At 36.7% G+C, this 15,037-nt stretch carries 10 protein-coding genes and 3 tRNA genes; 8 read left to right on the plus strand and 5 right to left on the minus strand.

What is annotated here, in order from left to right; all coding sequences use genetic code 11:
- Positions 1-411 precede the first annotated feature (411 nt).
- The 4 genes from ABN080_RS12900 to orn all read right to left on the minus strand — a co-directional run bounded on the left by ABN080_RS12900 (position 412) and on the right by orn (position 1,423).
- Positions 412-487: transfer RNA gene (locus ABN080_RS12900), tRNA-Gly, on the minus strand.
- A gap of 36 nt (positions 488-523) precedes the next feature.
- Positions 524-599, minus strand: a tRNA-Gly gene (locus tag ABN080_RS12905).
- Positions 600-635: 36 nt separating this feature from the next.
- A tRNA-Gly gene (locus ABN080_RS12910) sits at positions 636-711 on the minus strand.
- 166 nt (positions 712-877) lie between these two features.
- The gene (orn, locus tag ABN080_RS12915) at positions 878-1,423 is read right to left on the minus strand and encodes an oligoribonuclease (protein ID WP_109410158.1); all 546 of its coding nucleotides are present in this window, start codon (positions 1,421-1,423) and stop codon (positions 878-880) included.
- 115 nt (positions 1,424-1,538) lie between these two features.
- On the opposite strand from orn, the gene rsgA reads away from it, so the two are divergent.
- The 8 genes from rsgA to ABN080_RS12955 all read left to right on the plus strand — a co-directional run bounded on the left by rsgA (position 1,539) and on the right by ABN080_RS12955 (position 14,157).
- The gene (gene rsgA / locus ABN080_RS12920; RefSeq protein ID WP_197269655.1) at positions 1,539-2,597 is read left to right on the plus strand and encodes a small ribosomal subunit biogenesis GTPase RsgA; all 1,059 of its coding nucleotides are present in this window, start codon (positions 1,539-1,541) and stop codon (positions 2,595-2,597) included.
- A gap of 88 nt (positions 2,598-2,685) precedes the next feature.
- Positions 2,686-3,582, plus strand: a complete 897-nt coding sequence (gene asd, locus ABN080_RS12925) for an archaetidylserine decarboxylase (RefSeq protein WP_349439843.1) — start codon at positions 2,686-2,688, stop codon at positions 3,580-3,582.
- Positions 3,583-3,604: 22 nt separating this feature from the next.
- Positions 3,605-6,940 carry a miniconductance mechanosensitive channel MscM gene (mscM, locus tag ABN080_RS12930; protein ID WP_196554244.1) on the plus strand — a complete coding sequence of 1,112 codons (3,336 nt, stop codon included), beginning with the start codon at positions 3,605-3,607 and terminating at the stop codon, positions 6,938-6,940.
- 1,326 nt (positions 6,941-8,266) lie between these two features.
- Positions 8,267-9,142, plus strand: a complete 876-nt coding sequence (locus ABN080_RS12935) for a LysR family transcriptional regulator (protein ID WP_197269657.1) — start codon at positions 8,267-8,269, stop codon at positions 9,140-9,142.
- Between the two features lie 204 nt (positions 9,143-9,346).
- Positions 9,347-9,868: a fimbrial protein gene (locus ABN080_RS12940; RefSeq protein ID WP_196554242.1), complete on the plus strand. Its 522-nt coding sequence runs from the start codon at positions 9,347-9,349 to the stop codon at positions 9,866-9,868.
- 134 nt (positions 9,869-10,002) lie between these two features.
- Complete coding sequence (locus ABN080_RS12945; RefSeq protein WP_502935117.1) at positions 10,003-10,587, plus strand: fimbrial biogenesis chaperone; 585 nt, start codon at positions 10,003-10,005, stop codon at positions 10,585-10,587.
- Positions 10,588-10,599: 12 nt separating this feature from the next.
- A complete protein-coding gene (locus ABN080_RS12950; protein ID WP_349441216.1) occupies positions 10,600-13,125 on the plus strand; it encodes a fimbria/pilus outer membrane usher protein in 2,526 nt (841 codons plus the stop codon).
- A 9-nt stretch (positions 13,126-13,134) separates the two neighbouring features.
- A complete protein-coding gene (locus ABN080_RS12955) occupies positions 13,135-14,157 on the plus strand; it encodes a fimbrial protein (RefSeq protein WP_349441217.1) in 1,023 nt (340 codons plus the stop codon).
- Positions 14,158-14,233: 76 nt separating this feature from the next.
- Here the strand turns inward: ABN080_RS12955 and yigL are convergent, their stop codons facing one another.
- Positions 14,234-15,034, minus strand: a complete 801-nt coding sequence (gene yigL / locus ABN080_RS12960; RefSeq protein ID WP_197269660.1) for a sugar/pyridoxal phosphate phosphatase YigL — start codon at positions 15,032-15,034, stop codon at positions 14,234-14,236.
- Between the last annotated feature and the right edge of the window lie 3 nt (positions 15,035-15,037).

The following is a 15,037-nucleotide window of genomic DNA, read 5'->3' on the forward strand; positions in this document are numbered from 1 at the left end:
GTAGAATATTTATTACATTTTTTTAAAGAAAAGCGCCTAAAACCCTTTCTTTTTTCTAAAATACTATTCAATGCGTGTTTAACAGAATAAAGGCCTAAAACCAAAAAAGTGATCTCGCCTTTTATTTCCCCCTTAAATGAGGAAAGGCGCACATTCTAGTGCCGTCAAAATAGAAAAGCAAGCAAAGATCAAAGATAGATCACAAAAAAATAGCTTGATCTTACATGCATTAACGGCATTTCTTTTTTTGCACAATAATCACTCACACTCTCTTTACGTGTATTAAGTAAAATTCCCTAATTTAGGATCCTAAAACAGTGTAGTCGATATTTAAAAAAGCGAGAGGAAAAACTTAAAATTTTCTTTATGAGGATTAAAAAATGAGATTTGATAAAACAGAATAGAAAAACTTGGAGCGGGAAACGAGACTCGAACTCGCGACCCCAACCTTGGCAAGGTTGTGCTCTACCAACTGAGCTATTCCCGCGTCGCATAATACTACTAACAATTGTCTAAGAAAGATTGGAGCGGGAAACGAGACTCGAACTCGCGACCCCAACCTTGGCAAGGTTGTGCTCTACCAACTGAGCTATTCCCGCGTCGCATAATACTACTAACAATTGTCTAAGAAAGATTGGAGCGGGAAACGAGACTCGAACTCGCGACCCCAACCTTGGCAAGGTTGTGCTCTACCAACTGAGCTATTCCCGCGTCTTTCTTACACCCGTACAAATAAAATTCTTCATCGGTACGGGAAGCGCATTATACGAGAAAAATGCTTAACCGCAAGCCCTTATCAACAAAAAAATGCGTTTTTTTGATTGCGTGCCGATAAAATCATCACAATGATGCAATATCAATCATGAATGCACATTTTTTACTCTTTAATAAAGGTCTTACGATAATAGTCTAGCTCTGCAATAGATTCACGAATATCATCTAATGCTTGGTGAGTATTCTTTTTCTTAAAGCCGTCTAAAATTTCAGGCTTCCAACGACGCGCTAACTCTTTTAGTGTACTTACATCAAGATAGCGGTAGTGAAAGTATTGCTCTAGCTCTGGCATATAACGGTACAGAAAACGTCGGTCTTGGCCCACACTATTGCCACAAATAGGTGATACCCCTTTAGGTACCCATTTTTCTAGGAATTCAATTGTCGCTTTTTGTGCTGAATTATCATCATATTGACTGGTTTTCACACGTTCAACTAAACCACTACCCGTATGAGTGCGTGTATTCCATTCATCCATTAAACTCAGTTGTTCATCAGATTGGTGTACAGCAATTACCGGACCTTCGGCTAAAATATTAAGTTGAGGATCTGTCACAATGGTGGCAATTTCGATGATACGGTCACATTCAGGATCAAGACCGGTCATTTCCAGATCTATCCAGATCAGATTGTTCTCGCTTTTTGACATAATATATCCTAGCTGTTTCTAAGTGTGAGACATGATATTTTAGCGTTTATCATAGCGCGTTTACTCAATAAGCACGACAGAAGAACATCTAACCGAATAATACAAGTGAGGATCGGTGACAAAACGTAAATTATCTAAAGGCCAGCAACGTCGAGTACAAGAAAATCATAAAAAGCGTTTGCAGAGCAAAGAGAAAAAGAACCACGTTGAATTAGACGATACACAATTAGGCGAAGCTTCCGAAGGTTTAGTCATCAGCCGTTTTGGTCAACATGCAGATATTGAAGCGACTGACGGCACGATTACTCGATGCAATATCCGACGCACAATTTCATCCTTAGTGACGGGTGATAAAGTTGTATGGCGCCCTGCGCTACAAACACAAGAAAATGTCCGTGTGAATGGTATTGTTGAAGCGGTACATGAGCGTACCTCTGTACTAACACGCCCTGACTATTATGATGGCATTAAACCTATTGCGGCAAACATTGACCAAATTATTATTGTCTCCGCTATTTTGCCTGAATTGTCTTTAAATATTATCGACCGTTACCTTGTCGCTTGTGAAACGTTAAATGTTGAGCCACTGATTGTACTCAACAAAATCGATATGTTAGATACACAAAGCCGTAAAACAGTAAGCGAATGGATGCAGACTTATAAAGATATTGGTTATCGTGTCCTTGAAGTCTCTAGCTATACTAAAGAAGGACTAGAAGCGCTCACACAAGAACTTATCGGTCGTATTTCTATTTTTGCTGGACAATCTGGTGTGGGTAAATCAAGCTTGCTTAACACGCTACTACCACCGATGGAAGAAAGCATTGTTGTTAATCAGGTCTCTGATAACTCGGGTTTAGGGCAACATACAACAACCGCATCACGTCTTTACCATTTCCCACAAGGCGGAGATGTGATTGACTCTCCAGGAGTCCGTGAATTTGGCTTATGGCATTTAACGCCGGATCAAGTGACAAAAGGGTTTGTTGAATTTAGACCGTACCTTGGTGGTTGCAAGTTCCGCGATTGTAAACATTTAGACGATCCGGGTTGCTTAATCAATGAAGCCGTAAAAAAGGGTGAAATATCAGAAACACGCTTTGAAAACTACCATCGTATTTTAGAAAGCATGAGTCAGGTGAAAGTTCGTAAGAACATTAATTTAGACTCTTAATAATTGATTCACTGACAACCCGATTAAGGGTGGGTACAATAGACCCCTTTTGTCTATTTTTTATCGTTTAATCCCAGAGGTTGCCATTTTGGACAAGCTAAAAATTAAACTACAGTATTTATTGCCTAAATTATGGCTCACACAGCTAGCGGGTTGGTTTGCAAACAAAAAAGCGGGTGCAATCACCCAGTTTGTTATCAAAGCCTTCGCAAAAGCCTACAAAGTCGATATGAATGAAGCGAAAGACAGTCAGTTCCAAGCTTATTCAACATTCAATGAGTTCTTTATTCGTGCTTTAAAAGACGGCATACGTCCTATTGTTGAAGGTAATGACAAACTTGCATTACCTGCAGACGGTGCTGTCAGCCAACTTGGTCTTATTCAAGACGATCAAATTCTGCAAGCTAAAGGACATCATTACACTCTTGAAGCGTTACTCGCGGGTAACTTTATGTTGGCAGATAAATTCCGTAATGGTCAGTTTATTACGACATATCTTTCGCCTCGCGATTACCACCGTGTTCACATGCCTTGCGATGGTTTATTAAAAGAGATGATTTATGTTCCAGGTGATCTCTTCTCTGTTAATCCATTGACGGCGGCCAATGTACCAAACTTATTTGCACGTAATGAACGCATTATTTGTCTTTTTGAAACGCAGTTTGGTCCAATGATACAAATTCTGGTAGGTGCAACTATTGTTGGTAGTATTGAAACGATTTGGTGTGGCATGGTAACACCACCTCGTGAAGGTATTATTAAGCGTTGGACTTATCCTCAAGCAGACAAAGCAGGAGCGATATTCTTGAAAAAAGGTGAGGAGATGGGCCGATTTAAGTTAGGTTCAACTGTTATCAACCTTTTCCCTGAAAATACCGTTCAATTGAATAAAGATCTTATGAATGGCTCCGTTACATTAATGGGGGAACAATTAGGTTCCATCATCAATGTTGCTGGCAATGACGTTAACGCCATCAGTGAATAATACGTAATTCGGAGTAACCTTTGTGCGCCTGATAATCAGTCTTTTTTTCTCGCTCTTTTTGACTTTTTCGTTAAGTACGTCTGCAATATCAGCAGATGTAGAAAAATTACGTCAAGATATTAAACAACTTGAAGGAAGTACTAATCCTCAAGATATTGAGACTGTTCAGGCGCTACAAGGCACTATCAACTGGATTAATGATGGTGAAAAAGCACAAACAAATGCAGACAACTATCAAAAAACCATTGATGATTATCCAGAGATCACAAAAGAACTCAGAACTAAGCTTCTTGAAGAAAGTCACGCAGTTCCAACTATCCCAGAAAAAATTAGCATTCCTGATTTAGAACAGAAAATTATTCAAGTCAGTAGCCAATTAATGGAGCAAGCAAGGCTTCAACAGCAAGAACAAGACAAAAGCCGTGAAATCAGTGAATCTTTAAATTTATTGCCTCAACAACTCTCTGAAGCACGTCGTTTATTAAGTGACGCAACAGCAAGACTAGCCTCTGTGAGTGCATCAACAACCCCGTTAACAGAAGCTCAAAATAAACTGACTCAAGCTGAAGTAACAGCGCGTAAAGCGATGGTTAATGAACTAGAAATGGCGCAACTATCAGCTAATAATCGCCAAGAAATCGCACGCCTTCGCTTAGAGTTATTTAAAAAACGCTATCAACGCCTTGATGTACAACTACAACAATTACGTAGTTTATTGAATATAAAACGCCAAGAAGTGGCTGATCTTGCGTTAGAAAAAACAGAGATGTTGGCAGAACAAGGTGGTGAATTGCCTGAGTTTCTGACAAAACAGATCCAAACCAACCGTGAGCTTTCACAAATCCTGAATAAACAGACACAGGAAATGAGCGATCTCTCTGAAAAACAACGGATTACTACACAACAAACACAGCAAGTTCGTCAAACACTCACCACGATCCGCGAACAAGCACAGTGGCTAAGTGGCTCCACCGCATTAGGTGAAGCGTTAAGAACACAACTTTCTCGTTTACCTGAAATGCCTCGCTCACAAGAACTTGATAGAGATATTATTCAATTACGTGTTGAGCGTTTAGGTTATGAAGATATGCTGGAGAATTTAAGCAAGATCCAGCCACCTGAAACGGCGGATGGCTCTAAATTACCTGAAGCTCAGCAATATATCTTTGATTCCCTTATTCAAGCTCGCCATGAGCTATTAAATTCATTACTATCAGGCTATGACTCTCAGATCCTTGAATTAACAAAACTCAAAGTCGCCACAACCCAATTAGCGGATGCTTTAAAAGAAACAAAAGACGCAACAAACCGCTATATGTTCTGGGTTGCCGATATCAGCCCTATCAAATTCAATTATCCAGTTTTATTAGTCAAAGATATCACTCGGCTACTTTCATTAGATACCTTTTCACAATTAGGCCATGCTGCTGTTAGCATGCTTAAAAACCAAGATACGTTTCTATTCTTGTTTGTTACCTTATCAATTGTTGGTTTTAGCCTTCGTACTCGAAAACACTACAACGCTTTTCTAGAAAGAGTCAGTAATCGTATTGGTAAAGTCACCCAAGATCATTTTTCACTGACAATACGTACCGTTTTTTGGTCTATTTTAATTGCACTTCCGTTACCTCTATTATGGTCTGCAGTCGGTTATGGCTTACAAAGTGTTGAATGGCGTTATCCAATGGCCGGCGCGATTGGTTATGGTGTAACAGCAGCTGCTCCTGTGTTATGGCTATTTATGATCAGTGCGACCTTCGCACGTCATAACGGTTTATTTATCGCTCAATTTAAATGGAAAGAGAGTCGAGTCAAAAAAGCAATGCGCTTTTACCAGCTTTCTATTTTTGTCATCGTCCCACTAATGATGTCATTAATTACCTTTGAATATTATAGTGATAGAGAATTTGCACCAACCGTCGGTCGCTTCTGTTTCTTGCTACTCTGTATAGCCCTAAGCTTTATTACTTCAAGCCTTAAAAAAGCCCATGTTCCCCTTTATCTTGATAAACATGGGTCTGGTGATAATGCAATAAACACTATCTTATGGTGGTTCTTACTTCTTGCCCCTGTTATTGCAGGCTTAGCCGCTGTTTTAGGTTACCTTTCTACTTCGATTGTCTTGCTTGGACGTTTAGAAATGTCAGTAGCAATTTGGTTTGCTTTACTGATTATCTATCACATTATTCAGCGGTGGATGCTTATTCAACGTCGTAAATTAGCTTTTGAACGCGCAAAACAAAAACGGGCTGAAATTCTTGCCCAACGTGCGAAAGGCGAAGATGAAAATACCATAGTGGGCAGTAGCGGTGAGAGTACAGTAGGGCTTGAAATTGAGGCTCAAGAAATAGACCTTGATGCAATCAGTGCGCAATCTATTGGCTTAGTTCGCTCTATTCTGACCATGATTGCATTAGTATCGATGATTTTATTATGGTCTGAATTAAATACCGCATTTTCCTTTGTCGATAATATTCGTCTTTGGGATGTAACCTCATCGGTGAATGGAGTTAACACCATACAACCTATTACCATGGGCTCTATTTTAGTGGCGATCCTTGTAATTATTATCACTACGCAATTGGTGAGAAATTTACCCGCTTTACTTGAACTGGCTATTTTACAACATTTAGATTTAACGCCAGGTACAGGCTATGCCATTACTACCATGACTAAATACAGCATCACTCTAATTGGTAGCATTGTAGGCTTCTCCTTATTAGGGATTGAATGGTCAAAATTACAATGGTTAGTCGCAGCAATGGGGGTTGGGTTAGGCTTTGGTTTACAAGAAATTTTTGCCAATATCATTTCCGGGCTGATGATCTTGTTTGAAAAACCTATCCGTATTGGCGATACCGTAACCATCCGTAATTTGACGGGGAATATTTCTAAGATCAACACCCGAGCGACTACGTTGACCGACTGGGATAGAAAAGAAATTATCGTACCTAATAAAGCCTTTATTACGGAACAATTTATTAACTGGTCTCTGTCGGACTCTGTTACCCGTATTGTGATGACTATTCCTGCTCCAGCAGACTGTAATAGCGAGCAAGTCACAAATGTTTTATTAGAAGCCTCAAAACGCTCTACAATGATTTTAGAAAACCCAGCACCTGAGGTTTATTTAGTCGATTTACAACAGGGTATTCAAATTTTTGAATTGCGTGTTTATGCAGCTGAAATGGGACACAGAATGCCCGCCAGACATGAAATTCATCAAAATATTCTTTTAGCCTTTGCAGAACATGGTATTCCACTGCCTTTCCCACCATTCCAAGCAAGAGTGGACATGATGGGTAATACAATTCGTAGCTCTATGCGAGCGACACCTAGAGAAGTTGGGGGATTATAATCCGCTGATTCCAATTAATTTGATATAAAGCCATTGTTTTATCGAAAAAATACGAAAGGCAATGGCTATGTTCTTTTATTTCTCTCCTTTTTCATCCTCTTTACTGGTGCTTTTATCAGCCTATTCTGTTGCTTTGCTTCACTTATAGCTCATTGATTGTATAAAATTAATCCATATTTTCTTCCCAGCGTCTTATTTTTAGAAAAAAAAGAGATTATTTTTTAATTTTTTGTTTAATAAAATTGATAAATAGTAACGTTAGGAAACTACTCTTCAATCAATGATAATATGAAGATAATAAAACGAACATCATAAAAAGATCGCCAATTCTTGGGAAAACTATTTTTAAAGCAATATACTTTCTAACAAAGTATCCAATTAACCAAAGAACAAAGTGCTATTTTGGACAAGGCATTTAATCTACTTTAATATAAAATATATTTTTCTTACCTTTATTATTTTTTATCTCTGTCAACAACATCGAACATTTAACGGAAAACAACCGCTAATTATTGATCCAAGTCACGCATTTACGTTTTTATACTTAATCTCACTCCTAATGTGAGTGAAAAGACACTTTCATGGGATTTTAATTTTCAAGTTGATATCTCTAACGGAAGATTTTCTTTTTTAAGTTAAATAAGTTAAGTTGTTTATAGGTCAACAAATTTAATATTAGCATTTAAAATAATGGTAGTTTTACATATCGAAACACTTTATTATTTCAATATATAAAACCTAATTTCATCTAATTTAGACTGAACTGTAGTATTTAAAATTATAAGTAGTCTTTTATATTTTAGTAAAACCATCTTAAGCCAAATATGAGATATTTTTATTTTTTAACAAATCACAATTAATAAATAAGAAAAGAACTTAAATTCAAATAATAAAAATAGATAGAATATAGATTAACGAGCATTACGGAAAAAAAAAATAAAAAAAAATAAAAATAATTAATAAATAAAATCAAATAACATTAATTATATAAATAAAAAAAGAGAAATAAATATTAATATAATTAAAAATTATCTCAACCCATATTAAAAACTCCTTCTTATTTATATAAATTTAAATAATAAAAAACAAAAAAAGCCAACTTTGTCTATTTTATGAAAAAACACTTCAAATAACGGAAAATAAAAAAGTATAAATATTTTTATTAAAAGTATATTGATTATTAAACAATAACACTATCTATTATAATGTTAATATTTTTTAAACTTGATTAAAAAATGAGTATTACTACCTATTAACAATGCTAAGATATATTGCTAGCTTCATTTTTAATGAGTATTAAATAAACAATAATAAGAAGGTTCCATCATGGAAAAATCCCGAACGACTCTCGATCAGTGGATTACCTTACAAGCCGTCGTTGATTATGGTGGCTTTGCCCAGGCTGCAGATGCACTGCATAGAACTCAATCATCGATTAGCTATACAATCAATAAATTAGAGCAAACTTTGGGCATTGAAATTCTCTCTTTAGAGAAAAGGCGAGCAGTACTTACGCATGAAGGCAAATTATTACTTGAGTTATCGAGAGAAATCACTGAAAAGGCCATTTCGCTAGAAAAGGAAGCAAAAAAATTAATATTTAACAATAAGTTAAAAATAAATATGCTTATCGACCCTTTGTATGTTTCAGACTTATTTTTAGATAAAATCTCTCAATTTATTAAAGAGAATAAACATTATGATATTAATATTCATAAAATCGCACTGAGTCAATCAGATGTATTATCGCAAAAAGATCATGATTTAGTGATAACACACCACAACATAAAATCATTACAACCCATTGATTTAGAATGTATAAAAACAGTATTAGTTACACATCCTGAGAGCGTGTTACAACATATCAACAATAATGACTTATGCAAGGAATTACAAAAACATACATATATTTCATTATCCCGTAATAGCATAGACATAGACCATCATAATCAAGTGATTCATGTTGGTTCAATAGAAACAGCGATAAGCCTTGTTAAACATGGCCTTGGCTATTCTCGACTCCCATTCGCAGCCATTCAGGAAGAATTGAATAAAAATTCGATTAAACAATTAAATACACATAATAAAGATAAAGAATATCGTTTTTATCTTTATTTGAATAAAAATTCATTTCCTATAGAAGATATAGAGAAATTATTATTAGCAATAAATAGTTCGCCTTGTGATTTAATTAATGACTAATTAAACATTATCCTTAATTAAAAAAACAAACATTAAACATTTTGATATTAAGACAAAAAAACTCATGTAAATCTTCATTAACTTAAATTTTTTGTAATGCTATATTTTATTGGCATATCTTCTATGCGAATAAACCTATACTTAAATTTATACTTATAAATAAATTAAAAAGTAAAAATAATTACTTTTTAAACAGGACTGATCATGAGCAAATTAAATAAATCTCTCTATTTATTAGGGATAAGTTTCTCTCTACTTTCTGCACCAGCTGCTTTTGCATCGGGCACTATTAATTTTACCGGAGAAATAACAGACCAAGCCTGTACAGTAGACAGCTCTTCTAAAAATCTGACTGTAGATTTAGGAAAAGTGTCTTCAAAAAGCTTAGCCACTAAAGGCGAAGTCGCAGGCCTTAAAGATTTCACGATTAAACTGATTGATTGCCCTGTTGATACCACTGTTGCCGTACGCTTCGGTGGTACTCGTGATGCAATTGATAGCGATATTTTAGCCATCGACCAAGCCTCAGGTGGTGCAACAAACGTCGGTATCGCACTATTTGAGAAAGATGCTGTATCTCAAATTAATCTATATGACGACTCTAAAGAGGTCGAAATTAAAGGTACAGAAATTAACTTAGATTATGTTGCTCGTTATAAAGCAACAGCACAAGCAACACCAGGTCCAGCTAACGGCTCCGCCGTCTATAGCATCCAATACAAATAATAAAAAATGAGGGTAATACTGATTACCCTCTTATTTTTTCTTAACTTTATAGCACCAATATGAAAAAGAATATTTTTCTCACATTATTTTTTTGTTTTTCTCTCATAACGGTATGCCATGCAGCAGGGATAAGTGTGGGTGGAACGCGGTTTGTTTATAACGATAATGCTCGTGAAATCAGCATTCCTGTTCTAAATACTGATAAAGATAAACCTTATCTGATCCAAAGTTGGGTTTCAGCTTTTCAAGGTAATGACAGAGCACCTTTTATCGCAACCCCTCCTCTTTTTCGTATTGAGCCAGATAGTACTGGTACAGCACGTATTTCTTATACAGGAGAACCCTTAAATTCAAATACCGAAGTTGTCTATTGGCTTAATATCAAATCTATCCCTCCCGTTGAAAAAAGCCCTGAAAATCAACTTCAACTGGTAATCAATTCTCAATTTAAGCTTTTTTTACGTGCTCATGATATTGAGCCACTTAACTTTAATAACATCGAACTATCAAAACAAAATCAAGGCTTAGTGCTTAAGAACAACACGCCTTATCACTTAACCATTAAACATATTTTTATTGATGACAAACGCTACCCTTACGATCCTTTAATTCAGCCACATCAAGAAGTGATGTTGCTAGAAAAAACACCCACTTATCATAAAGTTAAAGTTCAGTTTATTAATGACTACGGTGCAACTGTAGATAAAGTATTAAACTAAGGGTGTATGGCGATGACTTTATCCATAATAGCGTTATCAACAAAACGATTATTCCTATTTCCTAACAATAATCTCAATCACCACGGTTTACTGGCCATAGCGATCGCCACTATTTTATATCCTTATCAGGTAATGGCTGAAGAGCAATTTAACCCTGATGCACTCAATTTAGGAATAGAAAATCAAGTTGCGGATATTAATAACCTTGATTATTTTTCTTATGCTGGAGGTCAACTTCCAGGTGTCTATTCTGTTGATATTTATCTCAATAACAAATTAATTGATAACCGCCAAGTACGTTTTATTTTTAACGAAGAAAAAAAGACACTTACACCAGAGATCACTAAACAAGACTTATTAAATTGGGGTGTCAAAGGATCTGTAATACCACAATCTAATCAACAAATTAAAAATGAAACGATCACTGATATTGCTCGCATTATTCCAAATGCAACATATCAGTATGATTTTTCACGAGCACGACTGTCATTTTCTATACCACAAATTGCTTTATATAATTATGGACATGGCTATATCTCACCCACGCAATGGAATGACGGTATTAATGCTGCCTTTGTGAATTACACCTATCGACAAAATAAGTATTGGTATCATGATCAACATAATAGCAACTCTCTTTTTTTAGGGTTACGCAGTGGTGTTAATGTGGGTGCATGGCGTTTACGTAATCACAGTAACTATAATAAAAACAGTGATAACTCTTCACAATGGAATAGTTTGCAAACTTATGTTGAGAGAGATATTCGTAGTTTAAAAAGCCGTTTAACCATCGGTGAAACTGCCTCTGATAATGATGTATTAGAGAGTATTCCATATCGTGGCATTAAACTTGCCTCTGATGAAAGTATGTTGCCACAAAGTCAACGGGGATTTGCCCCTGTTGTAAGAGGGATTGCTCAAAGCAATGCTGTGGTTACTGTTCGTCAAAATAACAGCGTGATTTACCAAACTTCCGTTCCACCGGGTGAATTTGCTATTTCAGATTTATATCCCACTTCTTACAGCGGTGACTTACAAGTCACAATTGAAGAAGCAGACGGAACAACACGTACCTTTTCACAACCCTTTTCAGCAGTTCCCATGATGCAACGTGCGGGTAGCTTAAAATACAGTGTAGATATCGGTAAATATCATGCTGATACGGCGGCGAAAAAACCTAATTTCTTTCAAACCTCGGCTATTTATGGGCTCCCTTATAATTTATCTATTTATGGCGGCACATTAATTTCTGCTGATTACCAAGCTTATGCATTAGGTACTGGAGTTAACCTTGGTTATTTAGGTGCTGTTTCTGCCGATATTACTCATGCGAAAACAACCTTAATCAATGACGATGAAGCCCAAGGGCAATCTTATCGTATTCAATATTCTAAATATTTACCTGATACCAAAACTGGTTTTTCACTGGCATCTTATCGCTATTCAACAAAAAATTACTATGATTTCTCAGCAGCTAATGAGCGTTTTTCTCATCTTTATCGTAAGAAAAAGCAGTTTCAGTTATCTGTATCGCAATCTTTAGGTGATATGGGTTATCTCTCATTAAATGGTTATCAACAATATTATTGGTATCAAGACAGAGTTGATCGCAATGTGAATGTGAGTTTTAACTCAAATTATCGTGCACTAAGTTATAGCGTCTCTTATGCCTATAACAAACGTCAAGAAAGTGGATTAACCGATCAGATTTTATCTATTAATTTTAGTCTTCCGTTTAATATTGCTCAGAATAACAATTGGTTAAGTTATCGCTATAACAGTAGCAAACAAGGTGATTCTATTAGCTCTGTAAGTTTAAGTGGCACTCAGTTGGAAGATAACAACCTACAATATGATATTTCACAAAACTACAATCATTCTCGTCAAGAATACAGTGGCTCTGTTAATGGCAACTACAGTGCTTCAGGGGGAGAGATCAGTGCGGGTTACAGTTACGACAAACGCTATCAATCAATGAATTGGGGAGCAAATGGCGCACTCTTAATTCATCAAGGTGGAATAACGCCATCCCGTACAATCTATGATTCTGCAATTTTAATTAAAGCAGAAGATGTTGATAACTTAAAGGTCAGTAGTGCACAGAGTCTTTATACCAACAATCAAGGCTACGCGGTCATTCCTAATGTTTCACGTTATGAGCGCAATAAAGTAACCGTCGATCCTGCCTCTTTAACGGGTAATAACGATGTTGAATTAACATCAACGACAGTTATACCAACCAAAGGAGCAATTGTCTTAGCTGATTTCAAAGCAAGAAAAGGGGCTCGTGTGCTTGCAAACTTACACTACAACGGAACACCATTGCCATTTGGTACTCAAGTCGAGATTTATCAAAACGGGCAAGTGCTTTCAAGTGGGATTGTTGCCAATGATGGTGAGGTTTTCTTAAATGGTGTGCCTGAGCAGAGTCAATTACGTGCCAAATGGGGTAACAGCGCCGTTGAACAATGCCAAACTACTTTAAATGTGGATCTCTCGTTAGAAAAGATCCAATTTTTACAACTAGATTGCAGATAGGTGATAACAATGAATAAATATATAACTCTAGGTTGTCTGTCTGTTCTTTTGTATACATCAACCACTAAGGCTGAATTTAGGGCAGATCTCACGACTAAGACAGTAACTTATTCAGCACCTATTTATGTATCGCGTTCAGCACCAATTTTAACGGAAGTCGCCACAATTCCGTTAGGAACAATGAATGCATGGACATGGTGGAACCTTTCTGGAGGCGAAGTTAGGCCAGGGATTTATTTACCTGGTTCGTTTAATGCTTCCAGCCCTAGAGTCAATGGGGCTTATGTTAGAGAACTCAATAGCAGTGGTATTGGCTATACGTTACATGGCACCATTAGCGGAAGTTGTAGTGGATCTGCTTATGTAGATGGGCAGCAAAATATTGATGGTAACTATAGTAACAGGCTTATTTGTTCATCTAACACCACCAGCGGTAACTACTCTGTTACATTAGAAATGAAGCTATATAAGCTACGTGATAATGTAAAATCGCAAACCATTCCGGGTATATGGGCTGCAATGTTGATTGTCTATAACAATGGTTTTATCACCAGTGACTATACAGGTAAAACGGAGCCAAGAATTAATCTTTCACCGTTAACCATTATTTCTAGTGGTTGTGATGTGGTGAATAATAATATTAATGTTCCTCTTGGCGCTGTACCTAAATCCAGTTTTAATGGCGTGGGCTCTGTAAGTACAGAGAGTATTAAAGATTTCAATATTGATTTAAGTTGTGATCCTGTTTCACCGATTAAAATTCGATTTGATGGTGTTGCTGATAGCCAACAAACCGCAGGAACAATTGGTTTAAGTAATCCAACAGACAGCAATACTGCTAAGGGTTATGGCATACAGGTTAAGTATCAAAACCAGCCAATAAAGCTGGGTCAATTAATAACAGTAAGTGAAAAAAACAGCAGTGCAGGAAGTTATTCTATCCCTTTAGAAGCGGGTTATATCCAAACATCTGATACAACGAGCGCGGGTAAAGCGAATGGGACATTACAATTTACAATGCAATATCACTAACAAAGTTTAGGCTGATTTAAAAAGATAAAAAGAAGGCGAACACTATTATCTTGTTCGCCTTTTTCTTTAGAGAGGATCACACTTGGTATAACTTACGTAAATAATGAGGAACTGCTTCATCCGCATTAGCACCAATGACTTCCATATTGGGTAGGAGATCTTTTAATGTCTGGTGCGCATTTTCCATAATGCAACCTTTACCCGCCATCTGTAGCATCTCTTTGTCATTCATACCATCACCAAATGCGATAGCATCTTTCGCAGAGTGTTGCATCAGTTCAGCCACTTGCTCTAGCGCCTCACCTTTAGATACGCCCCCTGCCATCACTTCTAAGCAATTACGTAGTGAGAAACTCACATTGACCTTATCACCCCAAAGCTGATTAATTTCATTCTCTAGTTTCAGTAATAGCTCATGATCATCAGAGGTAAAAAAGACCTTACAGACATTGGTGGTCGGGAATCCTGTTTTACAATATAATTCATAGCTAAAGTCTGATTCTCGAAAAAACTCACAAGCCCCCGGCATCTCTTTATTAACATACCAGTAGTCACCCGCATAAATATTAGTTTCAATTTCAGGATGATCAAAAACCATCAGAGCCAAGTCATAAGCGATTTCAGGCTCAAGGTCTTGGCTAAAAATAAGGTCGCCATGCGTGTTATGCACTCTTGCACCATTAGACGTTATCATATAAGCGTTAATGCCTAATCCATCACGAATTTGAGCAACATCAACATGATGACGGCCTGTTGCGAATACAAAATGCACCCCTTTATTAATAAGTAGGTGTAGTGTTTCTTGCGTATAGGGAGTTAATACATGATTAGGTGATAACAACGTGCCATCAAGATCTGAAGCGACTATCGAATACATACA

Origin of the sequence: Proteus sp. fly-1089 (assembly GCF_040138965.1) — a bacterium.
Lineage (GTDB): Bacteria > Pseudomonadota > Gammaproteobacteria > Enterobacterales > Enterobacteriaceae > Proteus > Proteus vulgaris_B.

What these genes read in the sequence shown, in the direction of transcription:
- yigL (WP_197269660.1), bottom strand. Translation starts at nt 15,034, where the DNA reads ATGTATTCGATAGTCGCTTCAGATCTTGATGGCACGTTGTTATCACCT.
- ABN080_RS12940 (WP_196554242.1), top strand. Translation starts at nt 9,347, where the DNA reads ATGAGCAAATTAAATAAATCTCTCTATTTATTAGGGATAAGTTTCTCT.
- ABN080_RS12950 (WP_349441216.1), top strand. Translation starts at nt 10,600, where the DNA reads ATGACTTTATCCATAATAGCGTTATCAACAAAACGATTATTCCTATTT.
- ABN080_RS12955 (WP_349441217.1), top strand. Translation starts at nt 13,135, where the DNA reads ATGAATAAATATATAACTCTAGGTTGTCTGTCTGTTCTTTTGTATACA.
- orn (WP_109410158.1), bottom strand. Translation starts at nt 1,423, where the DNA reads ATGTCAAAAAGCGAGAACAATCTGATCTGGATAGATCTGGAAATGACC.
- ABN080_RS12935 (WP_197269657.1), top strand. Translation starts at nt 8,267, where the DNA reads ATGGAAAAATCCCGAACGACTCTCGATCAGTGGATTACCTTACAAGCC.